Source organism: Pseudomonas sp. AP42 (genome assembly GCF_001728935.1).
Lineage (GTDB): Bacteria > Pseudomonadota > Gammaproteobacteria > Pseudomonadales > Pseudomonadaceae > Aquipseudomonas > Aquipseudomonas lactis.
Window position 1 is genome coordinate 30,353 of sequence record NZ_LYSO01000038.1, and the last position, 20,017, is coordinate 50,369.

Below are 20,017 nucleotides of genomic sequence, written 5' to 3' on the forward strand. Positions count from 1 at the left end.
TTTAAAGGGTCTCGGATCCGGTCAGGCGCTTGATGGTGCTGCGCAGGATGGGGCTGTCGGGTTGTTCCTTGAGGAATTTTTCCCAGATTTGTCGGGCTTCGCGCTGCTTGCCATTGGCCCAGAGCACTTCGCCCAGGTGTGCGGCAACTTCCTGGTCCGGGAAACGCTCCAGGGCCTGGCGCAGCAAGCGCTCGGCCTCGTCGAGGTTGCCCAGGCGGTAATTCACCCAGCCCAGGCTGTCGAGCACGGCCGGGTCTTCCGGGTTGAGCTGGTGGGCTTGTTCGATCAGCGCCTTGGCTTCGGCGTAGCGCGTGGTGCGGTCGGACAAGGTATAGCCCAAAGCGTTAAGGGCCATGGCGTTGTCCGGGTCACGCTTGATGATCAGGCGCAGGTCTTTTTCCAGCTGTGCCAGGTCATTGCGTTTTTCCGCCTGCATGGCGCGGGTGTACAGCAGGTTCAAATCGTCGGGGTATTGCAGCAACGCCTGTTGCAATAACTTCCAGGCGCGTTCGCCCTGCTTGTTGGCCGATAAGGTCTCGGCCTGGATCAGGTACAGCTGGATGGCATAGTCCGGCTCGGCATCGCGGGCCGCGGCCAGGCGTTTTTCCGCTTCGTCGGTGCGGCCATTGCTCATCAGGATATCGGCCTGGCGCAACTGCGCTGGCAGGTAGTCATTGCCGGGGCCGACCTGGGCGTATTCAAGCAGGGCCGCCTGCGGGTCGTTGCGCTCTTCAGCGATGCGGCCCAGGTTCAGGTGCGCCGAGTCCACGTGGCTGTCACGCTCGATCAGCTCTTGCAGGTAGCCCTTGGCCTCGTCCCAGGCCTTGGCTTCCAGGCACACCAGTGCCAGGGAATAACGCAGTTCGTCGTCGTCCGGGTATTGCTGGACCAGGTTGGCGAACTGCACTTTGGCGTCTTCCATCCGGTCCTGCTCAACCAGCATGCGTGCATAGGTCAGGAGCAGGCGCTTGTCGCCGGGGTATTTCTTGATGCTTTTTTCCAGCAGCGGAATCGCTTCCTTGCCGCGGTTAAGGCTTTGCAGCAGGCGTGCACGCAACAGGATCGGCGCGATTTCGCCTTCTTCCGGCGGGTTCTGTTCCAGGAGTTTGAGCGCGGCGTCGGCTTCATCGTCCTGTTGCAGCAGCAGGGCCTTGCCGAAAATCAACTGGCTGTTCTTCGGGTGCTTTTGCAGCAGGCGATCAAAACTCTTCATCAGGCCATTGCGCGTGTCCTGGTCGGTGTCGGCGGCCGATAGCGCAAGAAAGTCAAAATGCGTGTCGCCCTTGCCCTGCAAAACCTTCTCCATATAGACCATGGAGTCGTCATAGCGCCCGGCACGCGCCAGTTGCACGGCTGCGGCGCGCTGGGCTTCCAGGTCATCCGGGGCGTTTTTGGCCCAGATCAGCGAGGTGTCCAGCGCTGCCTGGTCGGCGCCCAGGTATTCGGCGATGCGAAACGCTCGCTCGGAAATCCCCGGGTCCTGGGTATTGATGGCCTGGGTCACGTAATTATCCAGCGCAATATCGAAGCGATTGCGCTGGCCGGCCAGTTCAGCGGTCAGCAGGCTGTAGATCGTTTCTTCACTGAACGAGGAATAAACCTTGGGCTTTTCAGGGGCGGGAGTGCTGTCTTCCACCGGCGACGTAGCGTCCGGCGACACGGGGGCCATGGCCTGGCAGCCGCTGAGGAAGACAAAAGCGAGGAGCAACGCGGAAGATCTATTCATATAGGAAGAGGACGACTAACCTGCGGTCGGATCATCATGACACAAGCCTTCGGCCAAACATAACCGGGGCACTCGGAATACGACTATTGCTGCCTTTTGCCTTTCCTTTTGTAGGAGCGAGCTTGCTCGCGAAAATCGTCAACGATAACGCGGGACGCCTGGCGCTCAGCGGCGCTCTCAGGTTTTTCGCGAGCAAGCTCGCTCCTACAAAAGTGCATTGATAGGCACAAGGTATAGGGACAATAGACGACGGTGGTTGTTCTGGATCTTTCGAAGTAGGACAATTGTCGGCTTCCCGACATCATCAGCGATATTGAATGGCCTTCCTCGCACTCGGTATTAACCACAAGACTGCCTCCGTAGACGTGCGCGAGCGCGTGGCGTTTACGCCAGAGCAGTTGGTTGAGGCCCTGCAGCAGCTCTGCCGGCTCACCGACAGCCGCGAAGCTGCGATCCTTTCGACCTGCAATCGCAGCGAGCTCTATATAGAGCAGGAACATCTTTCAGCGGATGTCGTGCTGCGCTGGCTGGCCGATTATCACCATTTGAGCCTCGATGACCTGCGCGCCAGCGCTTATGTGCATGAAGAGGATGCGGCAGTTCGTCACATGATGCGCGTGGCGGCCGGTCTCGACTCGCTGGTATTGGGCGAACCGCAGATCCTCGGCCAGATGAAGTCCGCTTACGCCGTGGCCCGTGAGGCCGGCACCGTCGGCCCGTTGCTGGGCCGCCTGTTCCAGGCCACCTTCAATTCCGCCAAGCAAGTGCGCACCGACACGGCCATCGGCGAAAACCCGGTGTCCGTGGCCTTTGCCGCCGTGAGCCTGGCCAAGCAGATCTTCAGCGACTTGCAGCGCAGCCAGGCCCTGCTGATCGGCGCCGGGGAAACCATCACCTTGGTGGCCCGTCACCTGCACGACCTTGGCGTGAAGCGTATTGTGGTCGCCAACCGCACCCTGGAGCGCGCCAGCATTCTGGCCGAGCAGTTCGGTGCCCATGCGGTGCTGCTGTCGGACATTCCCGCTGAGCTGGTACGCAGTGACATCGTCATCAGTTCCACCGCCAGCCAATTGCCGATTCTGGGCAAGGGCGCGGTCGAGAGCGCGTTGAAGCTGCGCAAGCATAAGCCGATCTTCATGGTAGATATCGCCGTTCCGCGCGATATCGAGCCCGAAGTCGGCGAGTTGGACGACGTTTACCTCTATAGCGTCGATGATCTGCACGAAGTCGTCGCGGAAAACCTCAAGAGCCGTCAGGGCGCCGCCCAGGCCGCCGAGGAAATGGTCAGCACCGGCGCTGAAGATTTCATGGTGCGCCTGCGTGAACTGGCGGCAGTGGATGTGCTCAAGGCGTATCGTCAGCAGGGCGAACGCCTGCGCGATGAAGAGTTGCTCAAGGCCCAGCGCATGCTGGCCAACGGCAGCGGCGCCGAGGAGGTGCTGATGCAGTTAGCCCGTGGCCTGACCAACAAACTGCTGCACGCCCCTAGCGTCCAGTTGAAAAAGCTTACCGCCGAAGGCCGCCTCGATGCGCTGGCCATGGCCCAGGAACTCTTTGCCCTCGGTGAGGGCGCGTCAGACAGCTCTTCGGATAAAAAACCGCAATGAAAGCGTCACTGCTCAATAAACTGGATGTGCTCCAGGACCGTTTCGAAGAACTGACCGCCTTGCTCGGCGATGGCGAGGTCATTTCCGATCAAACCAAGTTCCGCGCTTATTCCAAGGAATACGCCGAAGTTGAGCCCATTGTGGCCACCTATAAAAACCTGCTGAAAGTTCAGGCCGACCTTGAAGGCGCCCAGGCCCTGCTCAAGGACAACGACCCGGACATGCGCGAAATGGCCGTGGAAGAAGTCCGCGAAGCCAAGGAAAAACTCGCCGAGCTTGAGGGTGACTTGCAACGCATGTTGCTGCCCAAGGACCCTAACGACGGGCGCAACGTGTTCCTCGAAATCCGCGCCGGTACCGGTGGCGACGAAGCGGCGATTTTTTCCGGCGACCTGTTCCGCATGTATTCGCGTTATGCCGAGCGTCGCGGCTGGCGCGTGGAGATCCTCTCTGAGAACGAGGGTGAGCACGGCGGCTATAAAGAAGTCATCGCCCGGGTCGAAGGCGACAACGTCTACGGCAAGCTGAAGTTCGAATCCGGTGCGCACCGCGTGCAGCGTGTGCCGGCCACCGAATCCCAAGGCCGTATCCACACCTCGGCGTGCACCGTCGCCGTGTTGCCTGAGCCGGACGAACAGGAAGCCATCGAGATCAACCCGGCGGACTTGCGCGTCGACACCTACCGCTCATCCGGTGCGGGTGGCCAGCACGTTAACAAGACCGACTCGGCGATCCGTATCACTCACTTGCCGTCGGGCATTGTGGTGGAGTGCCAGGAAGAACGCTCCCAGCACAAGAACCGTGCGCGGGCCATGTCCTGGTTGTCGGCCAAGTTGAACGACCAGCAGACCAGCGCCGCGGCCAATGCGATTGCCAGCGAACGCAAGCTGCTGGTGGGCTCCGGCGACCGCTCCGAGCGTATCCGCACCTACAACTTTGCCCAGGGCCGAGTTACCGACCATCGGGTCAACCTCACCCTGTACTCCCTTGACGAAATCCTCGCCGGTGGCGTGGATGCGGTGATCGAGCCGCTGCTCGCCGAATACCAGGCCGATCAACTGGCGGCGATAGGTGACTAAATGACCATCATTGCCAGCCTGCTGCGCGCCGCTGACTTGCCCGACTCGCCGACAGCGCGCCTGGACGTGGAGTTACTGCTGGCCGCTGCCCTGGGTAAATCGCGCAGCTACCTGCATACCTGGCCGGAAAAAATCGTCAGCAGCGAAGATGCCCTGACGTTTGCGAGCTACCTGCAGCGCCGCCGCAGCGGCGAGCCGGTGGCGTATATCCTCGGCCAGCAAGGCTTCTGGAAACTCGACCTTGAAGTGGCTCCGCATACGCTGATCCCGCGCCCGGAAACCGAGCTGCTGGTGGAGGCTGCCCTGGAGTTGCTGCCCGCCACGCCCGCCCAGGTCCTGGACCTGGGCACCGGCACCGGCGCCATCGCCTTGGCCTTGGCCAGCGAACGCCCGGCCTGGCAGGTCACGGCGGTCGACCGCGTGCTGGAGGCCGTGGCCCTGGCCGAGCGCAATCGCCAACGCCTGCACCTCCATAACGCCACGGTGCTGAGCAGCCATTGGTTCAGCGCCCTGCAAGGTCATCGCTTCGACCTGATTATCAGCAACCCGCCCTACATTGCCGACAATGACCCGCACCTGGTGGCCGGTGATGTGCGTTTCGAACCGGCCAGTGCGCTGGTGGCGGGGCACGATGGCCTGGACGATTTGCGCCTGATCATTGCAGAGTCTCCTGCTCACCTGAACGACGACGGCTGGCTGTTGCTCGAACACGGTTACGACCAGGCCCAGGCCGTGCGCGACTTGTTGCTGAACCAGGGCTTTGACGGCGTACACAGCCGCATCGACCTCGGCGGTCACGAGCGCATCACCTTGGGGCGCCACCCGTGCTGACCGACCAGGAGCTGTTGCGCTATAGCCGGCAGATTCTGTTGCAGCATGTGGACATCGACGGCCAATTACGCCTGAAACAGAGCCGCGCGTTGATCGTCGGCCTGGGTGGCCTGGGCGCTCCGGTGGCGCTTTACCTGGCCGCTGCTGGGGTGGGCGAATTGCACTTGGCGGATTTCGATACGGTCGATTTGACCAACCTGCAACGCCAGATCATCCATGACACTAATAGCGTGGGGCAGACCAAGGTCGATTCGGCCATGGGGCGCCTGAAGGCGATCAACCCTGAAGTCACCCTGGTCGCCCATCGTGCTGCGCTGGATGCCGACTCGCTGGCCGCTGCGGTCAACGCAGTGGACCTGGTGCTCGATTGCAGCGACAACTTCTCTACCCGCGAGGCGGTCAACGCGACCTGCGTAACCGCTGGCAAACCGTTGATCAGTGGCGCGGCCATTCGCCTTGAGGGGCAATTGTCGGTATTCGATTCCCGTCGCGCCGACAGCCCCTGTTACCACTGTTTGTATGGGCACGGCAGCGACACTGAACTGACCTGCAGCGAAGCCGGCGTCGTCGGGCCGTTGGTGGGAGTGGTTGGCAGCCTGCAAGCGCTGGAAGCCTTGAAGCTGCTGGCCGGTTTTGGTGAGCCGTTGGTGGGACGCTTGTTGTTGATCGATGCGCTGACCACGCGTGTTCGCGAGTTGCGCGTCAAGCGCGACCCAGGCTGTAGCGTCTGCGGGACACAACATGGTTAAGGGCGCGCCTATTGGTGTGTTCGATTCCGGCATCGGCGGCCTGACGGTGCTGGAAGAAATTCAGCAATTATTACCTCACGAGTCGCTGCTGTACGTGGCGGACTGTGGGCACATTCCCTATGGCGAGAAAACCCCTGCGTTCATTCTTGAGCGTTCTCGCTCGGTCGCTGAGTTTTTCCGCGAGCGTGGCGCCAAGGCGTTCGTGATTGCCTGTAACACGGCAACCGTCGCCGCCGTCGCCGATTTGCGCCAGGACTACCCCGACTGGCCGTTGGTCGGCATGGAACCTGCGGTCAAACCTGCTGCTGCTGCCACGCGCAGCGGTGTGGTGGGTGTGCTTGCCACCACCGGTACCCTGCAAAGCGCCAAGTTCGCCGCCTTGCTCGATCGCTTCGCCACCGATGTGCGAGTGATTACCCAGCCGTGCCCAGGCCTGGTGGAGTTGATTGAAGCTGGCGACCTGAATAGCCCCGCCTTGAGCGCCCTGCTGCAAGGCTATATCGAGCCGCTGCTCAGCGCTGGTTGCGACACCATCATCCTGGGTTGTACTCACTATCCTTTCCTCAAGCCACTCCTGGCGCAGATGCTGCCCCCCAGCATCATCCTCATTGATACCGGCGCCGCCGTGGCGCGCCAGCTCAAGCGCTTGCTCGGTGAGCGCGACCTGCTGGCCGCTGGCGAACCTGAACCTGCACAGTTCTGGACCAGCGGCGACCTGTATCACCTAAGAAATATCCTACCGACACTTTGGAAACATCCTGGAGTTGTGCGAAGCTTTGGCTCGTGAAAATTTCGTGAAATAACACTGAAAAAAGCTGAACTTCTGGCTATGCGTCGGCTTCTATAGCCCGTTAGCCTGTACATAACCCAATTATTCCGTTTGCAAAGGACGTTTCACATGAAGCGCTTGTTCTGTTTGGCTGCGATTGCGGCCGCTATGTTGGGACACTCTGTTTCAGCCCAGGCCGCCGGCCTGGAGTTCGGCTTGGGCAGCACCAGCGATTCGACGCTGACCTACCGCCTGGGCCTGACCTCCGATTGGGACAAAAGCTGGATGCAGAGCAATGTCGGCCGACTGACCGGCTACTGGAGCGGCGCCTATACCTATTGGGAAGGGGATGACCGTGCGGGCGCCAGCAGCCTGTCGTTCTCGCCGGTATTTGTGTATGAGTTTGCCGGCGAGTCGGTCAAGCCCTACATCGAAGCCGGTATCGGCGTGGCGTTGTTCTCCCGCACTCGGCTGGAAGACAACAACATTGGCCAGTCCTTCCAGTTCGAAGACCGCCTGGGTTTCGGCCTGCGGTTCAACGGCGGGCATGAAGTGGGCATTCGTGCCACGCATTATTCCAACGCCGGCATCAGCAGCAATAACGATGGTGTAGAGAGCTACTCGCTGCACTACACCATGCCGTTGTAATCTTAAAAACGCTTGGCCCCCCTGTGGGAGCGGGCTTGCTCGCGAAAGCGGTGTATCAGCTAGCACATCCCTAGACTGACCCACCGCCTTCGCGAGCAAGCCCGCTCCCACACAAGCCCGCTCCCACACAAGCCCGCTCCCACACAAGCCCGTGATCATCACGCCATTCGGGGTCAGCGGTAGGCCGTGGTAATGCCTTCACGCTCTTCAAGGCATTCCGGTGCCCCCATCTCGAACTCCCGGCATATCAGCGGCCGCAGTTCATAGATCGTGCACATCATCGTGTCGCGGTCCAGCGCTGCGCACCAGCCGTCGTCCAGGCGCAGCATCACCTCACCGCCCCAATCGTCGGTATCGATAAAACGTTGCGGCACGCCAGTGTCGGTGATCAGCATGACTTCCAGCTGGCAGCAACAGGCCGCGCACGTCGAGCAGGTGACGGGTTCGGTGATTTGAATGTGAGGGATGTTGGTCATAGGCGCGCAGTGTAAGGCAAGTGCGCTAGACGCGTATGAATGCTCGGACGGGCGTCAATGCTCCAGCCTCTGCGCAATCCTGTGCAACAGCGGAAAGAGCATGGCCCATAACAGCGCCAGGCCGATCAGTGTTGGGATGGTGGCGTACCCAAAACTCACACCCGCCAATTGGCTGCCGGCGTAATAAGACAACGGCCCGCCCACCGCGCCTAGCAGGCTGGCCAGCCACCAGGGCTGTGCGCTCCAGGCCAGGCAATGGCGCAAGGTGGTGGCCAGCAAGGCCCATAACAGTATCAGCCACAGCGGAATCAGTGGCCCCGGCGTATTGAACTCAAACACGCCAAGCCCACGCAATGCCGTATCGACCAGTGTGCCCAGCGCCGTTACGGCCAGAATCACTCGCCCCTCCCTGGCCCAGGAACTTATCCACAGCAGGTGCGCGCCCAGCGCCGCGATGCCGATCAACACCCAACGGCTGTCGCCGCCGAGCACGCAGGCAAACCAGCCGCACTGAAACAGCACGGCGTTGGCTAGGGATTTAAGCACTGAAACGTCCGAGCAGCGGTGGATTGATCGCCGCCGGTTTGGCCAGCAGCAACTGTGCGGTGCCGATGGTGCGCTCCATAAAGCCGCCTTCGCAGTAGCACAGGTAAAACTCCCACAGGCGCAGGAAGTATTCGTCATAACCCAGTTCCGCAAGACGGCCATGGGCGCGGCGAAAATTCTCATGCCACAGGCGTAGGGTACGGGCGTAGTGCAGGCCGAAGTCTTCCATGTGCAGCAGGTTCATGTCAGTGTCGCGGCTGACGATCTGCAGCATGTTTTGTACACAGGGCAGCGCGCCGCCGGGGAAGATGTAGCGCTGGATAAAGTCGACGCTACGCTTGGCCTGTTCAAAGCGCTGTTCACGAATGGTGATGGCTTGCAGCAGCATCAAACCGTCGGGCTTGAGCAACTGGGCACATTGTTTGAAATAGGTGGGCAGGAAACGATGGCCCACCGCTTCAATCATTTCGATCGACACCAGTTTGTCGTACTCACCGGTGAGGTCGCGATAATCGCTCAGCAGCACCGTCACTTGGTCTTGTAGGCCCAGCGCCTCAATACGCTGCGCGGTGTAGGCGAACTGTTCCTTGGACAAGGTCGTAGTGGTGACCCGGCAACCGTAGTGCTGCGCGGCATACAACGCCATGCTGCCCCAGCCGGTGCCGATTTCCAGCAGATGGTCGCTGGGCTTGAGCGCCAGTTTCTGGCAGATGCGCGCCAACTTGTTCAGTTGGGCTTGCTCAAGGGTGTCATCAGGCGTGAGGAACTGCGCCGCCGAGTACATCATGGTGGGGTCGAGAAATTCTTCGAACAGGTCGTTGCCCAGGTCGTAATGGGCGGCGATATTTTTTTGCGAGCCTTTGCGCGTGTTGCGGTTGAGCCAGTGCAGGCCCTGGGTGAACGGCCGGGCCAAGCGAGCGAGGCCACCCTCCATGGCGTCGAGCACCTCCAGGTTGCTGACCATCACGCGCACCACGGCGGTGAGGTCGGGGCTGGTCCAGTAACCGTGGATAAACGCTTCGCCAGCGCCGATCGAGCCATTGGCGGCCACCAGGCCCCAAACCGCCGCGTCGAGAATCTGGATCTCGCCCAGCAGGTGCGCTTCCCGTGCGCCGAAGACTTGCCGCTCGCCATCCTCGATGATCACCAACTGGCCGTGGCGCAATTGGCTGAGCTGGCGCAACACGCCTTTGCGCAGCAGCGCAGCGGTCATGCCGTTGACGTTCAGGCGGTTAGCCTTGACCGATAAGCTAGGGGATTTCATGGTGGCGATCCTTGGTATACCCGACTGCGGTGCGAGAGGCGCCATCGGCGGCCTGATGGGAAAAAATCGGTGTGCGTTTGAGCAGCAAGCGCAAGGCTTGCCAGTAGATCGCAAGGCCTGTCTTGGCGGTCATCCAGGGAAAGCGCCACAAATAGCGATGCAGGCTGGCGCGGCTCAGTGCCTGTTTTTCCAGGCTCAAGGTGGCGTCGAAGACTTTTTGCGTGCCCTGCCAATCGGCCATATGCACGCCGAGCCTGGCGGCGGGTGGGCTGAAACTCATGCGGTATTCCAGGTCGCGAGGTAAAAACGGCGACACATGGAAGGCCTTGGCCACGGCGAAATGCTGGTGCTCGTCGGCGCCCAGTGCCTGGGCGGGCAGCACGTAGTGATAGCGCTCGCGCCATGGGGTGTTGGTCACTTCACACAGGATCGCGGCCAGTTGCCCGTCAGCCTCGAAGCAGTAGAAGAAACTCACCGGGTTAAAAGCCAGGCCCCAACTGCGGGCCTGGGTCAGCAGGCAGATAGCGCCCTGGGGTGTATGCCCCAGAGCCTTGCCGACTTCGTGGCGCACGGCATCGCTTAAGCTCATGCCGTGGCGCGTGAATTCACGCAGGTAATCCTGCTGGCGGAAACCGAAAGGCGCCAGGCGACCCGTGCCAGCCAGCGGCGAGAGCCCGAGTACTTCATCCTCTTCGCTGAGGTCCAGGTACAGCAGGCCGATGCGGTAGCGAAAGGCGTGGGCCTTGGGTGTAAACCGGCGATGGGCTATCCAGCCGCTGTACAGGGCGCTGTTCACAGGGTTTCCCCAAAAGCCTGGGCCACGCGCAGGGCACTGACCACGCCATCTTCGTGAAAGCCGTTGGCCCAGTAGGCCCCGCAGTAAAAGGTATTGCGCACGCCGTTCACTTCTTCCCAGCGTGCCTGCGCCGCCACTGCGGCCAGGCTGTATTGCGGATGGGCGTAGGTGTAGCGCGCCAGGATCTTCAGCGGGTTGATCATCGGCGTCTGGTTGAGGCTGACGCAGAAGGTAGTGGCGCTGTCGATGCCTTGCAGGATGTTCATGTCATAGGTGACGGCGGCCTGTTGTTGCGTGTTGCCTGCCAACCGGTAGTTCCAGCTGGCCCAGGCCAGTTTGCGGTCGGGCAGCAGGCGCGTGTCGGTGTGCAGCACCACATCGTTGTCGGCGTAGGGCAGGGCACCGAGGATCTGTTGTTCGGCCTGGCTGGGGTCGTCGAGCAAGGCCAGGGCCTGATCGCTGTGGCAGGCGAACACCACGCGGTCGAAGGTTTCGCTGCCGGCCGGGCTGTGGATAACTACACCTTCGTCGCTGCGTTGCACCTTATGCACAGGGCAATTGAGCCGTATCTGTTCGCGAAAGCTGCGGGTCAGCGGCTCGATATAACGGCTGGAGCCGCCTTCGATCACGCACCATTGCGGGCGGTTGCTCACCGAGAGCAAGCCGTGGTTCTTGAAGAAGCGCACAAAAAATTGCAGGGGGAACTTGAGCATATCGGCCAGGGACATCGACCAGATAGCCGCGCCCATCGGCACGATGTAATGCCGGATAAACCTTGGGCCATAGCCGCCAGCGGTGAGGTAATCGCCCAGGGTCATGTCGGCGCTGATGCGCTGCTCCTGCAAGTCCAGCGGCGCCTGGCGATTGAAGCGCAGGATATCGCGCAGCATGCCCCAGAACCCCGGCGACAGAATATTGCGGCGCTGGGCAAACAGACTGTTGAGGTTGTTGCCGTTGTACTCAAAGCCGGTGCTTTGGTCGCACACCGAAAAGCTCATCTCGGTGGGTTTGAACCTGACCCCGATTTGCGCCAGCAAGCGGATGAAATTCGGGTAGGTCCAGTCGTTGAACACAATGAAGCCCGTGTCCACCGCATAGCTCTTGCCGTCGACCGTCACGTTGGCCGTGTGGGTATGCCCGCCAATGCAGTCACTGGCTTCAAACAGCGTAATGTCGTGGCGACGGCTGAGCAGGTAGGCGCTGGTCAGCCCGGCGATCCCGCTGCCGATAATGGCGATCTTCACAGGTCGTCCTTCTTCGGTGGCGGGCTGCGCAGCATGCGTTTGCCGATGATCAGTTGCGCGCGGTTGGGCAGCTTCGACAGCGGCCACAAGGTGGCAATGAACATGGCCGGAAAGGCGATTTCCAGCGGGCGTTTTTCCAGCTTGGCGAAAATGTGTTTCGCCGCTTTGTCGGCCGGCCAGCTCAAGGGCATGGGGAAATCATTGCGTTCGGTCAGCGGCGTGTCGACAAAGCCTGGGCTGATCACGGTGACATCGATGTTTTCCGGCGACAGGCCGATACGCAGGGATTCGAACAAGTAACGCAGGCCGGCCTTTGACGCGCCGTAGGCTTCGGCGCGGGGCATGGGCAGGTAGGTCACGGCGCTGGCCACGCCCACCAGATGCGGGGTACGCCCGGCGCGCAACAGCGGCAGCGCGGCCTCGATGCAATAACTGCTGGCCAGCAGGTTGGTGCGCACCACGTGTTCGATGATCGAGGCGTCAAATTGCCGAGCGTCGACGTATTCACAGGTGCCGGCGTTGAGGATCACGGTGTCCAGTGAACCCCAGACCTCGCTGATACGCTCACCGATCTCGCGCACGGTCTGGCTGTTGGTCAGGTCGCCGGCCACCACCAGCACCTGGCCTGGATAACGAAGGGCGAGGGCATCCAGCGGGCCTTGGGTGCGGGAACTGAGGGCCACATGGGCGCCGCTGTCGAGCAACTCCACGGCCAGCGCGGCACCGATACCACTGCTGGCGCCGGTCAGCCAGTAACGACGGGGCGGTGTAAGGCTCATCCCATTCTCCTTTTCAGCCAACGAATAACGCGACCCAGTAGGGGGACATGTTCATAGAACAGGGCGCCGGCATCGAAATAGTCGCGATGGCGGTAAACCTTGTCGTGCCACATCAAATGGGAACAGCCTGGCACCTCGATCACCTGGCCGCCGGCCAGGCGTGGGTGACGAAAGCGCATAGTCCAGCGCAGGTAGCCTTCGCCTTCGGCCACGGTATCGAAGCCGTGGAAGTCAAAATCCAGCTGGCTGACGTTGCTGTACAAGTCGGCAAAGTAGCGCCGCAATGCGGGCAGGCCCTGGACTTCATGCAGGGGATCGGCAAAGGCGATGTCCTCGCTGTACAGGCTGCCAAGCAGGTGCAGGTTGTGCTTGTCCAGCGTGGCGAAGGTGTGGGCGAACTGGCGCAGGAAGTCACTCATGTTCGGCCATCTCCTGTCGCGAAGGCAGCCGGCGAAAAGCGGCCAAGGCACGCTCGCGGGACTGTTTCAAATCGACGATGGCACGCGGGTAATCCGCCACCCCGAACAGGCCGCCAGCCGCTTCGGGGTTGTGCACTTGTTTTTTATTCAGCGCGGCCAGCTCCGGTAGCCAGCGTTTGATGAACACGCCGTCGCCGTCGAATTTTTCCGATTGGCTCAGTGGGCTGAATATCCGGAAATACGGCGCCGAGTCGGTGCCGGTGGACGAACTCCACTGCCAACCGCCGTTGTTGGCTGCCAGGTCGCCATCGATGAGGTGGCGCATAAAGAAGCGCTCACCTTCGCGCCAGTCGATCAGCAGGTTCTTGGTCAGGAACATCGCCACCACCATGCGCAGGCGGTTGTGCATCCAGCCGGTTTCCAGCAGTTGGCGCATGGCCGCGTCGATGATCGGCAAACCGGTGCGCGCCTGTTGCCAGGCGGCCAAGTCTTCGGGCGCCTTGCGCCAAGCCAGCGCTTCGGTTTCCGGGCGAAACGCGCGGTGGCGGGAAACCCGTGGGTAGCCGACCAAGATGTGTTTGTAGAACTCGCGCCACAGCAGCTCGTTGATCCAGGTGATGGCGCCGATGTCGCCGCTTTCGAACTCGCCTTGGTTGGTTTGCAGCGCGGCGTGCAAGCACTGGCGCGGCGAAACCACACCGGCGGCCAGATAGGCAGAAAGCTGACTGGTGCCGGGCTTGGCTGGGAAGTCGCGTTCGTCCTTGTAATAGCTGATCTGCTGATCGGCGAAAGCATCAAGGCGACGGCGCGCTTCGTCTTCGCCTGCGGGCCAGAGCGCACGCAAGGTTTCGCTGGGTGTTTGGAAACCTTCGACTGTCGTCGGCACAGGGTCGCTCTTCACGCCAAGTTCGGCCTGGGCCTTTGGCGTCGGCACCACGCGGGGCAGGGCGCTGTGCAGGCGGCTGTAGCAGACCTTGCGGAACTGGCTGAACACCTGGAAGTAGGTGCCGGTCTTGGTCAGCACGCTGCCCGGCTGGAAAAACAGTTGGTCCAGGTAGCTGTGGAAGGTCACGCCGTCCGCTTCCAGGGCCTGGGCCACGGCGCGGTCGCGGCGGCTTTCGTGAATGCCGTATTCCTCGTTGACGTGTACCGACTCCACCGACAGCTCGCGGCACAGTTGGCTCAGCACCGTCGGCGCCTGGTCCCAGGTCGCTGCGTGGCGGATTAACAGCGGGATGTTGAGGTTGCCCAGTGCCTGGCTCAGGTGTTGCAGGTTGCGCAGCCAGAAATCGACTTTGCACGGTGCGTCATCGTGGGCCAGCCATTGCTCGGGTGTGATCAGGTAAACAGCCGCGACGGGGCCGCGCTGGCTCGCGGCAGCCAGGGCAGTGTTGTCGTGCAGGCGCAAGTCGGTGCGCAGCCAGATCAAATGCATTTAGACAATTCCACGCTGGATCAATAATTGATGGGCCGACAACAGGTCCTCGGCCACGGACAAATCAGGGATGTCTTGGGTTAATACGCCCAACTCGGCGTGGTGGATGCACACCGTTGGTCCGGCAATCACCGTGGGGCAACTAATGCCGCCCAACAGTTTGCTGAGTGCCGGCACCTGCAGGGCCTTGCTCGAATACAGCAGCACCGCACGCGGTTGCAGGTGTTCCACCGCCAAGGCCAGTTCGCCGACCGGCAGCGGCCAATCGAACACTTCCACCGGGCAATCGGCACTGCTGGCCAACCAGGCGCTGAGCCACAGGTGCGGTTCCAGGGGGAGGTCGGAATGATTGACCAGCAACAGCGGCGCGCCGTGGAGTTGGCGATTGTTGTGATAGATCCGTGCACCGAACTTGCTGCGCAACCAGGACAGGAAAAACACCCGCTCCATCTGCGCGCCGAACTGGCCTTGCCAGCGTTGTTCCAGCTCGTTGAGCAGCGGCAGCATCAGTTGCTCGCACAGGGTGCGCGGCGGGTACAGCGCCATGGCCTGGTTGAACGCGTCATCGACCCGGCGCTCGGCCAGTTCACTGATAGCACTCACCAAGTGCTGGCGCAGACTCTGCCACTCGTTTTCCATCGGCTCCGGGCTGCCTTGGGCGGAGTCGATCAGCCCCTTGACCTGGCTGACCGGCACGCCGCGATTGAGCCAGGTGAGGATGGCCTGGATGCGTTGCACATGTTCGGCGCTGAACAACCGATGCCCTTTGGGGGTGCGCTGGGGCACGATGAGGCCATAGCGGCGCTCCCACGCGCGCAGCGTCACCGCGTTCACGCCGGTCTGGCGCGCCACCTCGCGGATCGGCAGCCAGCCGTTTTCCAGGGCGTGGGCGAGGTCTTCGCCGGGTTCGTCGAGCAGGGCAGGTTTCATGGGTTAGATCGCATTACGCAGGCTGAGGTTTTCTGGGTGCGGTTGCAGATAGGCCTGCTGCGCGATGTAGCGGTCCGGGTGTTGGCGAAAGTGGTGCTTGAGCAGGGTCAGCGGCACCACCAGCGGCACGATGCCGTGGCGGTATTGGCCGATAACGGTCTGCATTTCCTGTTTGTCATCGGCACTGATGGCCTGCTTGAGGTAGCCACTGATGTGTTGCAGCACATTGGTATGGGTGCCGCGCGTCGCGCATTTTTTCAGGCCCGCCATCAGTTCGCTGAAATAGCCGTCGGCCAACGCTGGCAGGTCAATGCCTTTGCCCATGCTGCCGAGCAAGTGGCCCAGGCTTTTGTAATGCGCCGGGCTGTGGGCCATCAGCAGGTACTTGTAGCGCGAGTGAAACGTCAGCAAGCGGTGACGGGTAAGCCCGTCGGCCATTAGTTGCTGCCAACTGGCGTACACGAATACGCGGGTGAGGAAGTTTTCCCGCAGCACCGGGTCGTTCAGGCGACCGTCTTCTTCCACCGGCAGGTTGGGGTGGCGAGCACAAAACGCCTGGGCGTAAATGCCGCGCCCGCCACCGTCAACAGGCGTGCCGTTGTCGCGGTACACCTTGACGCGCTCCAGGCCGCAGGACGGTGACTTTTGCATGAAGATGTAGCCGCACAGATCGGTGTGTTCCCGGGCCATTTGCTGGCCATAGTCGTCCAGTGGCTGCGTGACATTGAGCGCAGGGTTTACGCTGCCCACGGCCTGCGGATGGTCGGGGTCCCCGACCAGGCGGATCGCTTGCCGAGGAATGCCCAGGCCGATGGCAACTTCAGGGCACAGTGGGACAAAATCGAAATAGTCACTGAGGGTCTGGCTGCACAGCAGGGACTGTTTATGCCCGCCATTGAAGCGCACGTTCTCACCCAGAAGGCAGGCGCTGATGGCGATCTTCGGTTTCACATGGCTGGACATAAGCAAACCTCTGCAAGAATCCTGTACAAGCTAAAAATCTTGTACAACTAAATCTCATCATAGGCGCGATGTTGTACAAGTCAAATAATTTGTACAGGTTTGTGTGGGTGCGTTATTTCCAGCCGATTTTCCAGTCTTCAGCGTTTTTCAACGTCTCCCAGGGCAGGCGTTCGGCGCGCCGGGTGAGGACGGCCTGCAGTTCGATGTCCAGCACTGTGCCCTCTTCGTCACGGAACAACTCGGTGACCAAGAAGTGTTTTTCCTTGTGGCGCGGATGGGCTGCCGTCCATTTTGACAGCAGCAGTTTGGCGGGGTTGATGCGGTTCATTGCAGGTGCTCGATCAAGCGTCGCGCCGCTTCCTGGCCACTCAACCAGGCACCTTCCACCCGACCGGACAGGCACCAGTCGCCGCAGACGAACAAGCCCAGGTCGGCGTCGGCCAGCACACCGAACTCATGGCTGCTGGAGGGGCGTGCGTAGAGCCAGCGATGCGCCAGGCTGAACGACGGCGCGGGCATGGCGCTGTGCAGCAATTCGGCAAAGGCGCCGTGCAGGTGTTCGATCACCGCTTCCTTGGACAGGTCCAGATGGGCCTTGCTCCAGGCGCTGGTGGCGTGCAGCACCCAGGTGTCGAGGGTGGTGTCGCGCCCAGGCTTGCTGCGGTTGCGCGCCAGCCAGTCGAGGGGGCTGTCTTGCACGAAGCAGCCCTCCATCGGCGTATCCAGGGGCTTGTCGAATGCCAGGGCGATGGCCCAGGTCGGGTCCATCTTCACGCCGGCGGCGGCACTCGCCAGCTTGGGCGCGGCGGCCAGCAGGGCGGTGGCTTGGGGCGCCGGCGTGGCAATGATCACATGGCTGAAAGGGCCGTGATTGCCGCCGTCCGCGTCGAGCAGGTTCCAGTGCTGCGTGCCCTGGAAGACTTCGGTGATGCGGCAACCGAACTCCACTGGCAAGTCGTCGAGCAGGGCGCGAGTGATGGCGCTCATGCGCGGCGTGCCCACCCAGCGGATCTGCTCATCGGGAGAGGGCGTCAGTTGCCCGGACTTGAAGTTATACAACTGCGGCTTCCACTGCTCGGCCCAGCCGTTGCTCTGCCAGCGCTGCACTTCGTTGACGAAGCGCCGGTCGCGGGCGGTGAAGTATTGCGCGCCCATGTCCAGCGCGCCGGCGTCGCTGCGCTTGCTGGACATACGGCCACCGCTGCCGCGGCTTTTATCGAAAAGTTGTACTGCGTGCCCGGCGTCTTGTAACGCTCGGGCGGCGGAGAGACCGGCGATGCCGGTACCAATGATCGCGATGGGAACAGTCATGGGAGGCCTCGTTCTACCGTTGGGTACAGACTACGCCGACACCAATAGCTGTACAATATTGTTTTTTGGTATAAGTTTTGGCGTGCCTGATTGTGTGGCGTGACCTATGGTTAAGCTAAGGCTTAAACCCCCGTCACGCTCCATTATCAAATTGATCCCTGCTTATAAAATAGACCAGTGAGCGGCGGCGAACGTTACATGAGGAGAGTCCCATGCATATTTTGCTGACCGGCGGTACCGGCTTGATCGGTCGCCAACTCTGCAAGCACTGGCTCGCACAAGGGCATCGCCTGACCGTATGGAGCCGGCAACCGGAAACGGTCGCCCAGGTGTGTGGTGCACAGGTGCTTGGGGTGGCGCGTTTGCAAGAGGTGATTGGCGCGGTGGACGCGGTGGTCAACCTGGCAGGCGCGCCTATTGCCGACCGGCCTTGGACCCACAAGCGCAAGGCGTTGTTGTGGAGCAGTCGCATTCACCTCACCGAAACCTTGCTGGCCTGGATGGAAAGCCTGGAGCAGAAACCGGCGGTGCTGATCTCCGGTTCTGCGGTGGGTTGGTACGGCGATGGCGGCGAGCGCGAACTGACCGAAGCCAGCGGCCCGGTGCAGGATGATTTCCCCAGCCAGTTGTGTATCGCCTGGGAGGAAACCGCCCAGCGTGCCGAAGCCTTGGGCATCCGCGTGGTGCTGGTGCGTACGGGGTTGGTGCTGTCTGCCGAGGGCGGCTTTTTGTCGCGCCTGCTGCTGCCGTTCAAACTGGCGCTGGGCGGGCCGATTGGCAATGGGCGGCAGTGGATGCCCTGGGTGCATATCAAGGATCAAATCGCCCTGATTGATTTTCTTCTGCACAAGCAAGACGCCAACGGTCCTTATAATGCCTGCGCGCCACACCCGGTGCGTAACCGCGAGTTTGCCAAGACCCTGGGCCGGGTGCTGCACCGCCCGGCGTTCATGCCGATGCCGGCATTTGCGTTGAAGGTTGGCCTGGGTGAGTTGTCCGGCTTGTTGCTGGGCGGGCAAAAGGCTTTGCCTGAACGGCTGCAGGCCGCAGGTTTCACTTTCCAGTTCACTGAGTTGCGTGCGGCTCTGGACGACTTGTCCAGCCGCCTCTAAAGATAGGATGTTGCATGACCGATCACGCGTTGTTACTGGTCAACCTGGGTTCGCCAAAGTCCACCTCCGTGGCCGATGTGCGCAGCTACCTCAATCAGTTCCTGATGGACCCTTATGTGATCGACCTGCCGTGGCCGGTGCGGCGCTTGCTGGTGTCGCTGATCCTGATCAAGCGCCCCGAGCAATCGGCCCATGCCTATGCGTCGATCTGGTGGGACGAGGGTTCGCCGCTGGTGGTTTTAAGCCGCCGCCTGCAACAGCAAATGACCGCGCAGTGGACCCAGGGCCCGGTGGAACTGGCGATGCGTTATGGCGAGCCGTCCCTGGAAACGGTCCTGACGCGCCTGGCCGCCCAGGGTATTCAAAAAATCACACTGGCGCCGTTGTACCCGCAGTTTGCCGACAGCACCGTGACCACGGTGATAGAGGAAGCCAAGCGGGTGGTGCGCGACAAGCAACTGAATGTGCAGTTTTCGATCCTGCAACCGTTCTACGATCAGCCTGAGTACCTGGATGCGCTGGCGGCGAGTGTGCGCGATTATGTGGAGCAGGATTACGATCACTTGCTGCTCAGTTTCCATGGTTTGCCTGAGCGTCACCTGACCAAGCTCGACCCCACGGGCCAGCACTGCTTCAAGGACGCCGATTGCTGCAAGAATGCATCCCCCGAGGTGCTTGCCACTTGTTATCGCGCGCAGTGCTTCAGCGTGGCGCGGGACGTGGCCGAGCGGTTGGGTTTGCCGGAGGGTAAGTGGTCGGTGGCGTTCCAGTCCCGCCTGGGGCGGGCCAAGTGGATCGAACCCTACACCGAGGCGCGCCTAGAGGCATTGGCCCAGCAAGGCGTGAAGAAGCTGCTGGTGATGTGCCCGGCGTTTGTCGCCGATTGCATTGAGACGTTGGAGGAAATTGGTGATCGCGGTCGCGAGCAATTTCGTGAAGCGGGGGGCGAGGAGTTGGTGTTGGTGCCTTGTCTGAATGATGAGCCGCAGTGGGCGGCGGCGCTTAATACACTGTGCGAACGGGCGCCGGTTTCATTGTAATCGAGCCCTGCGGTGAGCCAGTTGTGGGAGCTGGCTTGCCTGCGATGGCGGCCTGACAGCCGACGCCCAGCTACCTGACACCCCAACGATCCTAGTGTGGGAGCTGGCTTGCCTGCGATGGCGGCCTGCCAGCCGACGCCCAGCTACCTGACACCCCAACGATCCTAGTGTGGGAGCTGGCTTGCCTGCGATGGCGGCCTGCCAGCCGACGCCCAGCTACCTGACACGACAACGATCCTACTGTGGGAGCGGGCTTGCTCGCGAAGGCGGCCTGGCAGGCGACACTGTTATCC

At 61.5% G+C, this 20,017-nt stretch carries 21 protein-coding genes; 8 read left to right on the forward strand and 13 right to left on the reverse strand.

Annotation, left to right across the window (positions count from 1 at the left end):
• Position 1 precedes the first annotated feature (1 nt).
• Entirely contained in the window at positions 2-1,726 is a 1,725-nt protein-coding gene (locus A7K61_RS15775) for a tetratricopeptide repeat protein (RefSeq protein WP_044271401.1), read from the reverse strand.
• Positions 1,727-2,043: 317 nt separating this feature from the next.
• Here A7K61_RS15775 and hemA point away from each other — a divergent pair, with 317 nt between their 5' ends.
• The 6 genes from hemA to A7K61_RS15805 all read left to right on the forward strand — a co-directional run bounded on the left by hemA (position 2,044) and on the right by A7K61_RS15805 (position 7,409).
• Complete coding sequence (gene hemA, locus A7K61_RS15780; RefSeq protein WP_003188356.1) at positions 2,044-3,333, forward strand: glutamyl-tRNA reductase; 1,290 nt, start codon at positions 2,044-2,046, stop codon at positions 3,331-3,333.
• On the forward strand, positions 3,330-4,412 hold the full coding sequence (prfA, locus tag A7K61_RS15785) for a peptide chain release factor 1 (RefSeq protein WP_044271404.1): 1,083 nt from the start codon (positions 3,330-3,332) through the stop codon (positions 4,410-4,412). The genes hemA and prfA overlap by 4 nt, the downstream gene beginning before the upstream one ends.
• Entirely contained in the window at positions 4,413-5,243 is an 831-nt protein-coding gene (prmC, locus tag A7K61_RS15790) for a peptide chain release factor N(5)-glutamine methyltransferase (protein WP_047712546.1), read from the forward strand. It begins immediately after the preceding gene.
• Entirely contained in the window at positions 5,237-5,992 is a 756-nt protein-coding gene (locus A7K61_RS15795) for a molybdopterin-synthase adenylyltransferase MoeB (protein ID WP_069557896.1), read from the forward strand. The genes prmC and A7K61_RS15795 overlap by 7 nt, the downstream gene beginning before the upstream one ends.
• Positions 5,985-6,779, forward strand: a complete 795-nt coding sequence (gene murI, locus A7K61_RS15800; RefSeq protein ID WP_044271411.1) for a glutamate racemase — start codon at positions 5,985-5,987, stop codon at positions 6,777-6,779. Before A7K61_RS15795 ends, murI begins: the two co-directional genes overlap by 8 nt.
• Positions 6,780-6,890: 111 nt before the next feature.
• Positions 6,891-7,409, forward strand: a complete 519-nt coding sequence (locus A7K61_RS15805; protein WP_014716838.1) for an acyloxyacyl hydrolase — start codon at positions 6,891-6,893, stop codon at positions 7,407-7,409.
• 173 nt (positions 7,410-7,582) lie between these two features.
• Here the strand turns inward: A7K61_RS15805 and A7K61_RS15810 are convergent, their stop codons facing one another.
• From A7K61_RS15810 to A7K61_RS15865, 12 genes are all read right to left on the reverse strand, one after another.
• The gene (locus tag A7K61_RS15810) at positions 7,583-7,885 is read right to left on the reverse strand and encodes a YkgJ family cysteine cluster protein (protein ID WP_003188364.1); all 303 of its coding nucleotides are present in this window, start codon (positions 7,883-7,885) and stop codon (positions 7,583-7,585) included.
• A 54-nt stretch (positions 7,886-7,939) separates the two neighbouring features.
• The gene (locus A7K61_RS15815; RefSeq protein WP_047712548.1) at positions 7,940-8,431 is read right to left on the reverse strand and encodes a DUF2878 domain-containing protein; all 492 of its coding nucleotides are present in this window, start codon (positions 8,429-8,431) and stop codon (positions 7,940-7,942) included.
• A complete protein-coding gene (locus tag A7K61_RS15820; protein WP_020302482.1) occupies positions 8,424-9,695 on the reverse strand; it encodes a cyclopropane-fatty-acyl-phospholipid synthase family protein in 1,272 nt (423 codons plus the stop codon). Before A7K61_RS15820 ends, A7K61_RS15815 begins: the two co-directional genes overlap by 8 nt.
• The gene (locus A7K61_RS15825) at positions 9,682-10,491 is read right to left on the reverse strand and encodes a DUF1365 domain-containing protein (protein WP_047712549.1); all 810 of its coding nucleotides are present in this window, start codon (positions 10,489-10,491) and stop codon (positions 9,682-9,684) included. The genes A7K61_RS15820 and A7K61_RS15825 overlap by 14 nt, the downstream gene beginning before the upstream one ends.
• The gene (locus tag A7K61_RS15830) at positions 10,488-11,735 is read right to left on the reverse strand and encodes an NAD(P)/FAD-dependent oxidoreductase (RefSeq protein ID WP_047712550.1); all 1,248 of its coding nucleotides are present in this window, start codon (positions 11,733-11,735) and stop codon (positions 10,488-10,490) included. Before A7K61_RS15830 ends, A7K61_RS15825 begins: the two co-directional genes overlap by 4 nt.
• Positions 11,732-12,514 (reverse strand): SDR family oxidoreductase, encoded by a 783-nt coding sequence (locus A7K61_RS15835; RefSeq protein WP_032893651.1) that lies wholly within the window; start codon positions 12,512-12,514, stop codon positions 11,732-11,734. Before A7K61_RS15835 ends, A7K61_RS15830 begins: the two co-directional genes overlap by 4 nt.
• A complete protein-coding gene (locus tag A7K61_RS15840; RefSeq protein WP_069557897.1) occupies positions 12,511-12,933 on the reverse strand; it encodes a nuclear transport factor 2 family protein in 423 nt (140 codons plus the stop codon). The genes A7K61_RS15835 and A7K61_RS15840 overlap by 4 nt, the downstream gene beginning before the upstream one ends.
• Entirely contained in the window at positions 12,926-14,368 is a 1,443-nt protein-coding gene (gene phrB, locus A7K61_RS15845) for a deoxyribodipyrimidine photo-lyase (protein ID WP_069557898.1), read from the reverse strand. The genes A7K61_RS15840 and phrB overlap by 8 nt, the downstream gene beginning before the upstream one ends.
• Positions 14,369-15,298: a MerR family transcriptional regulator gene (locus A7K61_RS15850; RefSeq protein ID WP_069557899.1), complete on the reverse strand. Its 930-nt coding sequence runs from the start codon at positions 15,296-15,298 to the stop codon at positions 14,369-14,371.
• 3 nt (positions 15,299-15,301) lie between these two features.
• A complete protein-coding gene (locus A7K61_RS15855) occupies positions 15,302-16,261 on the reverse strand; it encodes a DUF523 and DUF1722 domain-containing protein (RefSeq protein WP_003188379.1) in 960 nt (319 codons plus the stop codon).
• 112 nt (positions 16,262-16,373) lie between these two features.
• A complete protein-coding gene (locus A7K61_RS15860) occupies positions 16,374-16,589 on the reverse strand; it encodes a TIGR02450 family Trp-rich protein (protein ID WP_069557900.1) in 216 nt (71 codons plus the stop codon).
• The gene (locus tag A7K61_RS15865; protein WP_044271431.1) at positions 16,586-17,572 is read right to left on the reverse strand and encodes an NAD(P)/FAD-dependent oxidoreductase; all 987 of its coding nucleotides are present in this window, start codon (positions 17,570-17,572) and stop codon (positions 16,586-16,588) included. Before A7K61_RS15865 ends, A7K61_RS15860 begins: the two co-directional genes overlap by 4 nt.
• A 212-nt stretch (positions 17,573-17,784) precedes the next feature.
• Here A7K61_RS15865 and A7K61_RS15870 point away from each other — a divergent pair, with 212 nt between their 5' ends.
• Positions 17,785-18,684, forward strand: coding sequence for a TIGR01777 family oxidoreductase (locus A7K61_RS15870; protein ID WP_069557901.1), 900 nt, complete (start codon positions 17,785-17,787; stop codon positions 18,682-18,684).
• A gap of 14 nt (positions 18,685-18,698) precedes the next feature.
• On the forward strand, positions 18,699-19,724 hold the full coding sequence (hemH, locus tag A7K61_RS15875; protein ID WP_069557902.1) for a ferrochelatase: 1,026 nt from the start codon (positions 18,699-18,701) through the stop codon (positions 19,722-19,724).
• Positions 19,725-20,017 lie beyond the last annotated feature (293 nt).

Bases quoted from the DNA above. Each gene is read 5' to 3' on its own strand.
- A7K61_RS15775 (WP_044271401.1), bottom strand. From the start codon at position 1,726: ATGAATAGATCTTCCGCGTTGCTCCTCGCTTTTGTCTTCCTCAGCGGC.
- hemA (WP_003188356.1), top strand. From the start codon at position 2,044: ATGGCCTTCCTCGCACTCGGTATTAACCACAAGACTGCCTCCGTAGAC.
- prfA (WP_044271404.1), top strand. From the start codon at position 3,330: ATGAAAGCGTCACTGCTCAATAAACTGGATGTGCTCCAGGACCGTTTC.
- prmC (WP_047712546.1), top strand. From the start codon at position 4,413: ATGACCATCATTGCCAGCCTGCTGCGCGCCGCTGACTTGCCCGACTCG.
- murI (WP_044271411.1), top strand. From the start codon at position 5,985: ATGGTTAAGGGCGCGCCTATTGGTGTGTTCGATTCCGGCATCGGCGGC.
- A7K61_RS15805 (WP_014716838.1), top strand. From the start codon at position 6,891: ATGAAGCGCTTGTTCTGTTTGGCTGCGATTGCGGCCGCTATGTTGGGA.
- A7K61_RS15810 (WP_003188364.1), bottom strand. From the start codon at position 7,885: ATGACCAACATCCCTCACATTCAAATCACCGAACCCGTCACCTGCTCG.
- A7K61_RS15820 (WP_020302482.1), bottom strand. From the start codon at position 9,695: ATGAAATCCCCTAGCTTATCGGTCAAGGCTAACCGCCTGAACGTCAAC.
- A7K61_RS15835 (WP_032893651.1), bottom strand. From the start codon at position 12,514: ATGAGCCTTACACCGCCCCGTCGTTACTGGCTGACCGGCGCCAGCAGT.
- A7K61_RS15840 (WP_069557897.1), bottom strand. From the start codon at position 12,933: ATGAGTGACTTCCTGCGCCAGTTCGCCCACACCTTCGCCACGCTGGAC.
- phrB (WP_069557898.1), bottom strand. From the start codon at position 14,368: ATGCATTTGATCTGGCTGCGCACCGACTTGCGCCTGCACGACAACACT.
- A7K61_RS15850 (WP_069557899.1), bottom strand. From the start codon at position 15,298: ATGAAACCTGCCCTGCTCGACGAACCCGGCGAAGACCTCGCCCACGCC.
- A7K61_RS15855 (WP_003188379.1), bottom strand. From the start codon at position 16,261: ATGTCCAGCCATGTGAAACCGAAGATCGCCATCAGCGCCTGCCTTCTG.
- A7K61_RS15860 (WP_069557900.1), bottom strand. From the start codon at position 16,589: ATGAACCGCATCAACCCCGCCAAACTGCTGCTGTCAAAATGGACGGCA.
- A7K61_RS15865 (WP_044271431.1), bottom strand. From the start codon at position 17,572: ATGACTGTTCCCATCGCGATCATTGGTACCGGCATCGCCGGTCTCTCC.
- A7K61_RS15870 (WP_069557901.1), top strand. From the start codon at position 17,785: ATGCATATTTTGCTGACCGGCGGTACCGGCTTGATCGGTCGCCAACTC.
- hemH (WP_069557902.1), top strand. From the start codon at position 18,699: ATGACCGATCACGCGTTGTTACTGGTCAACCTGGGTTCGCCAAAGTCC.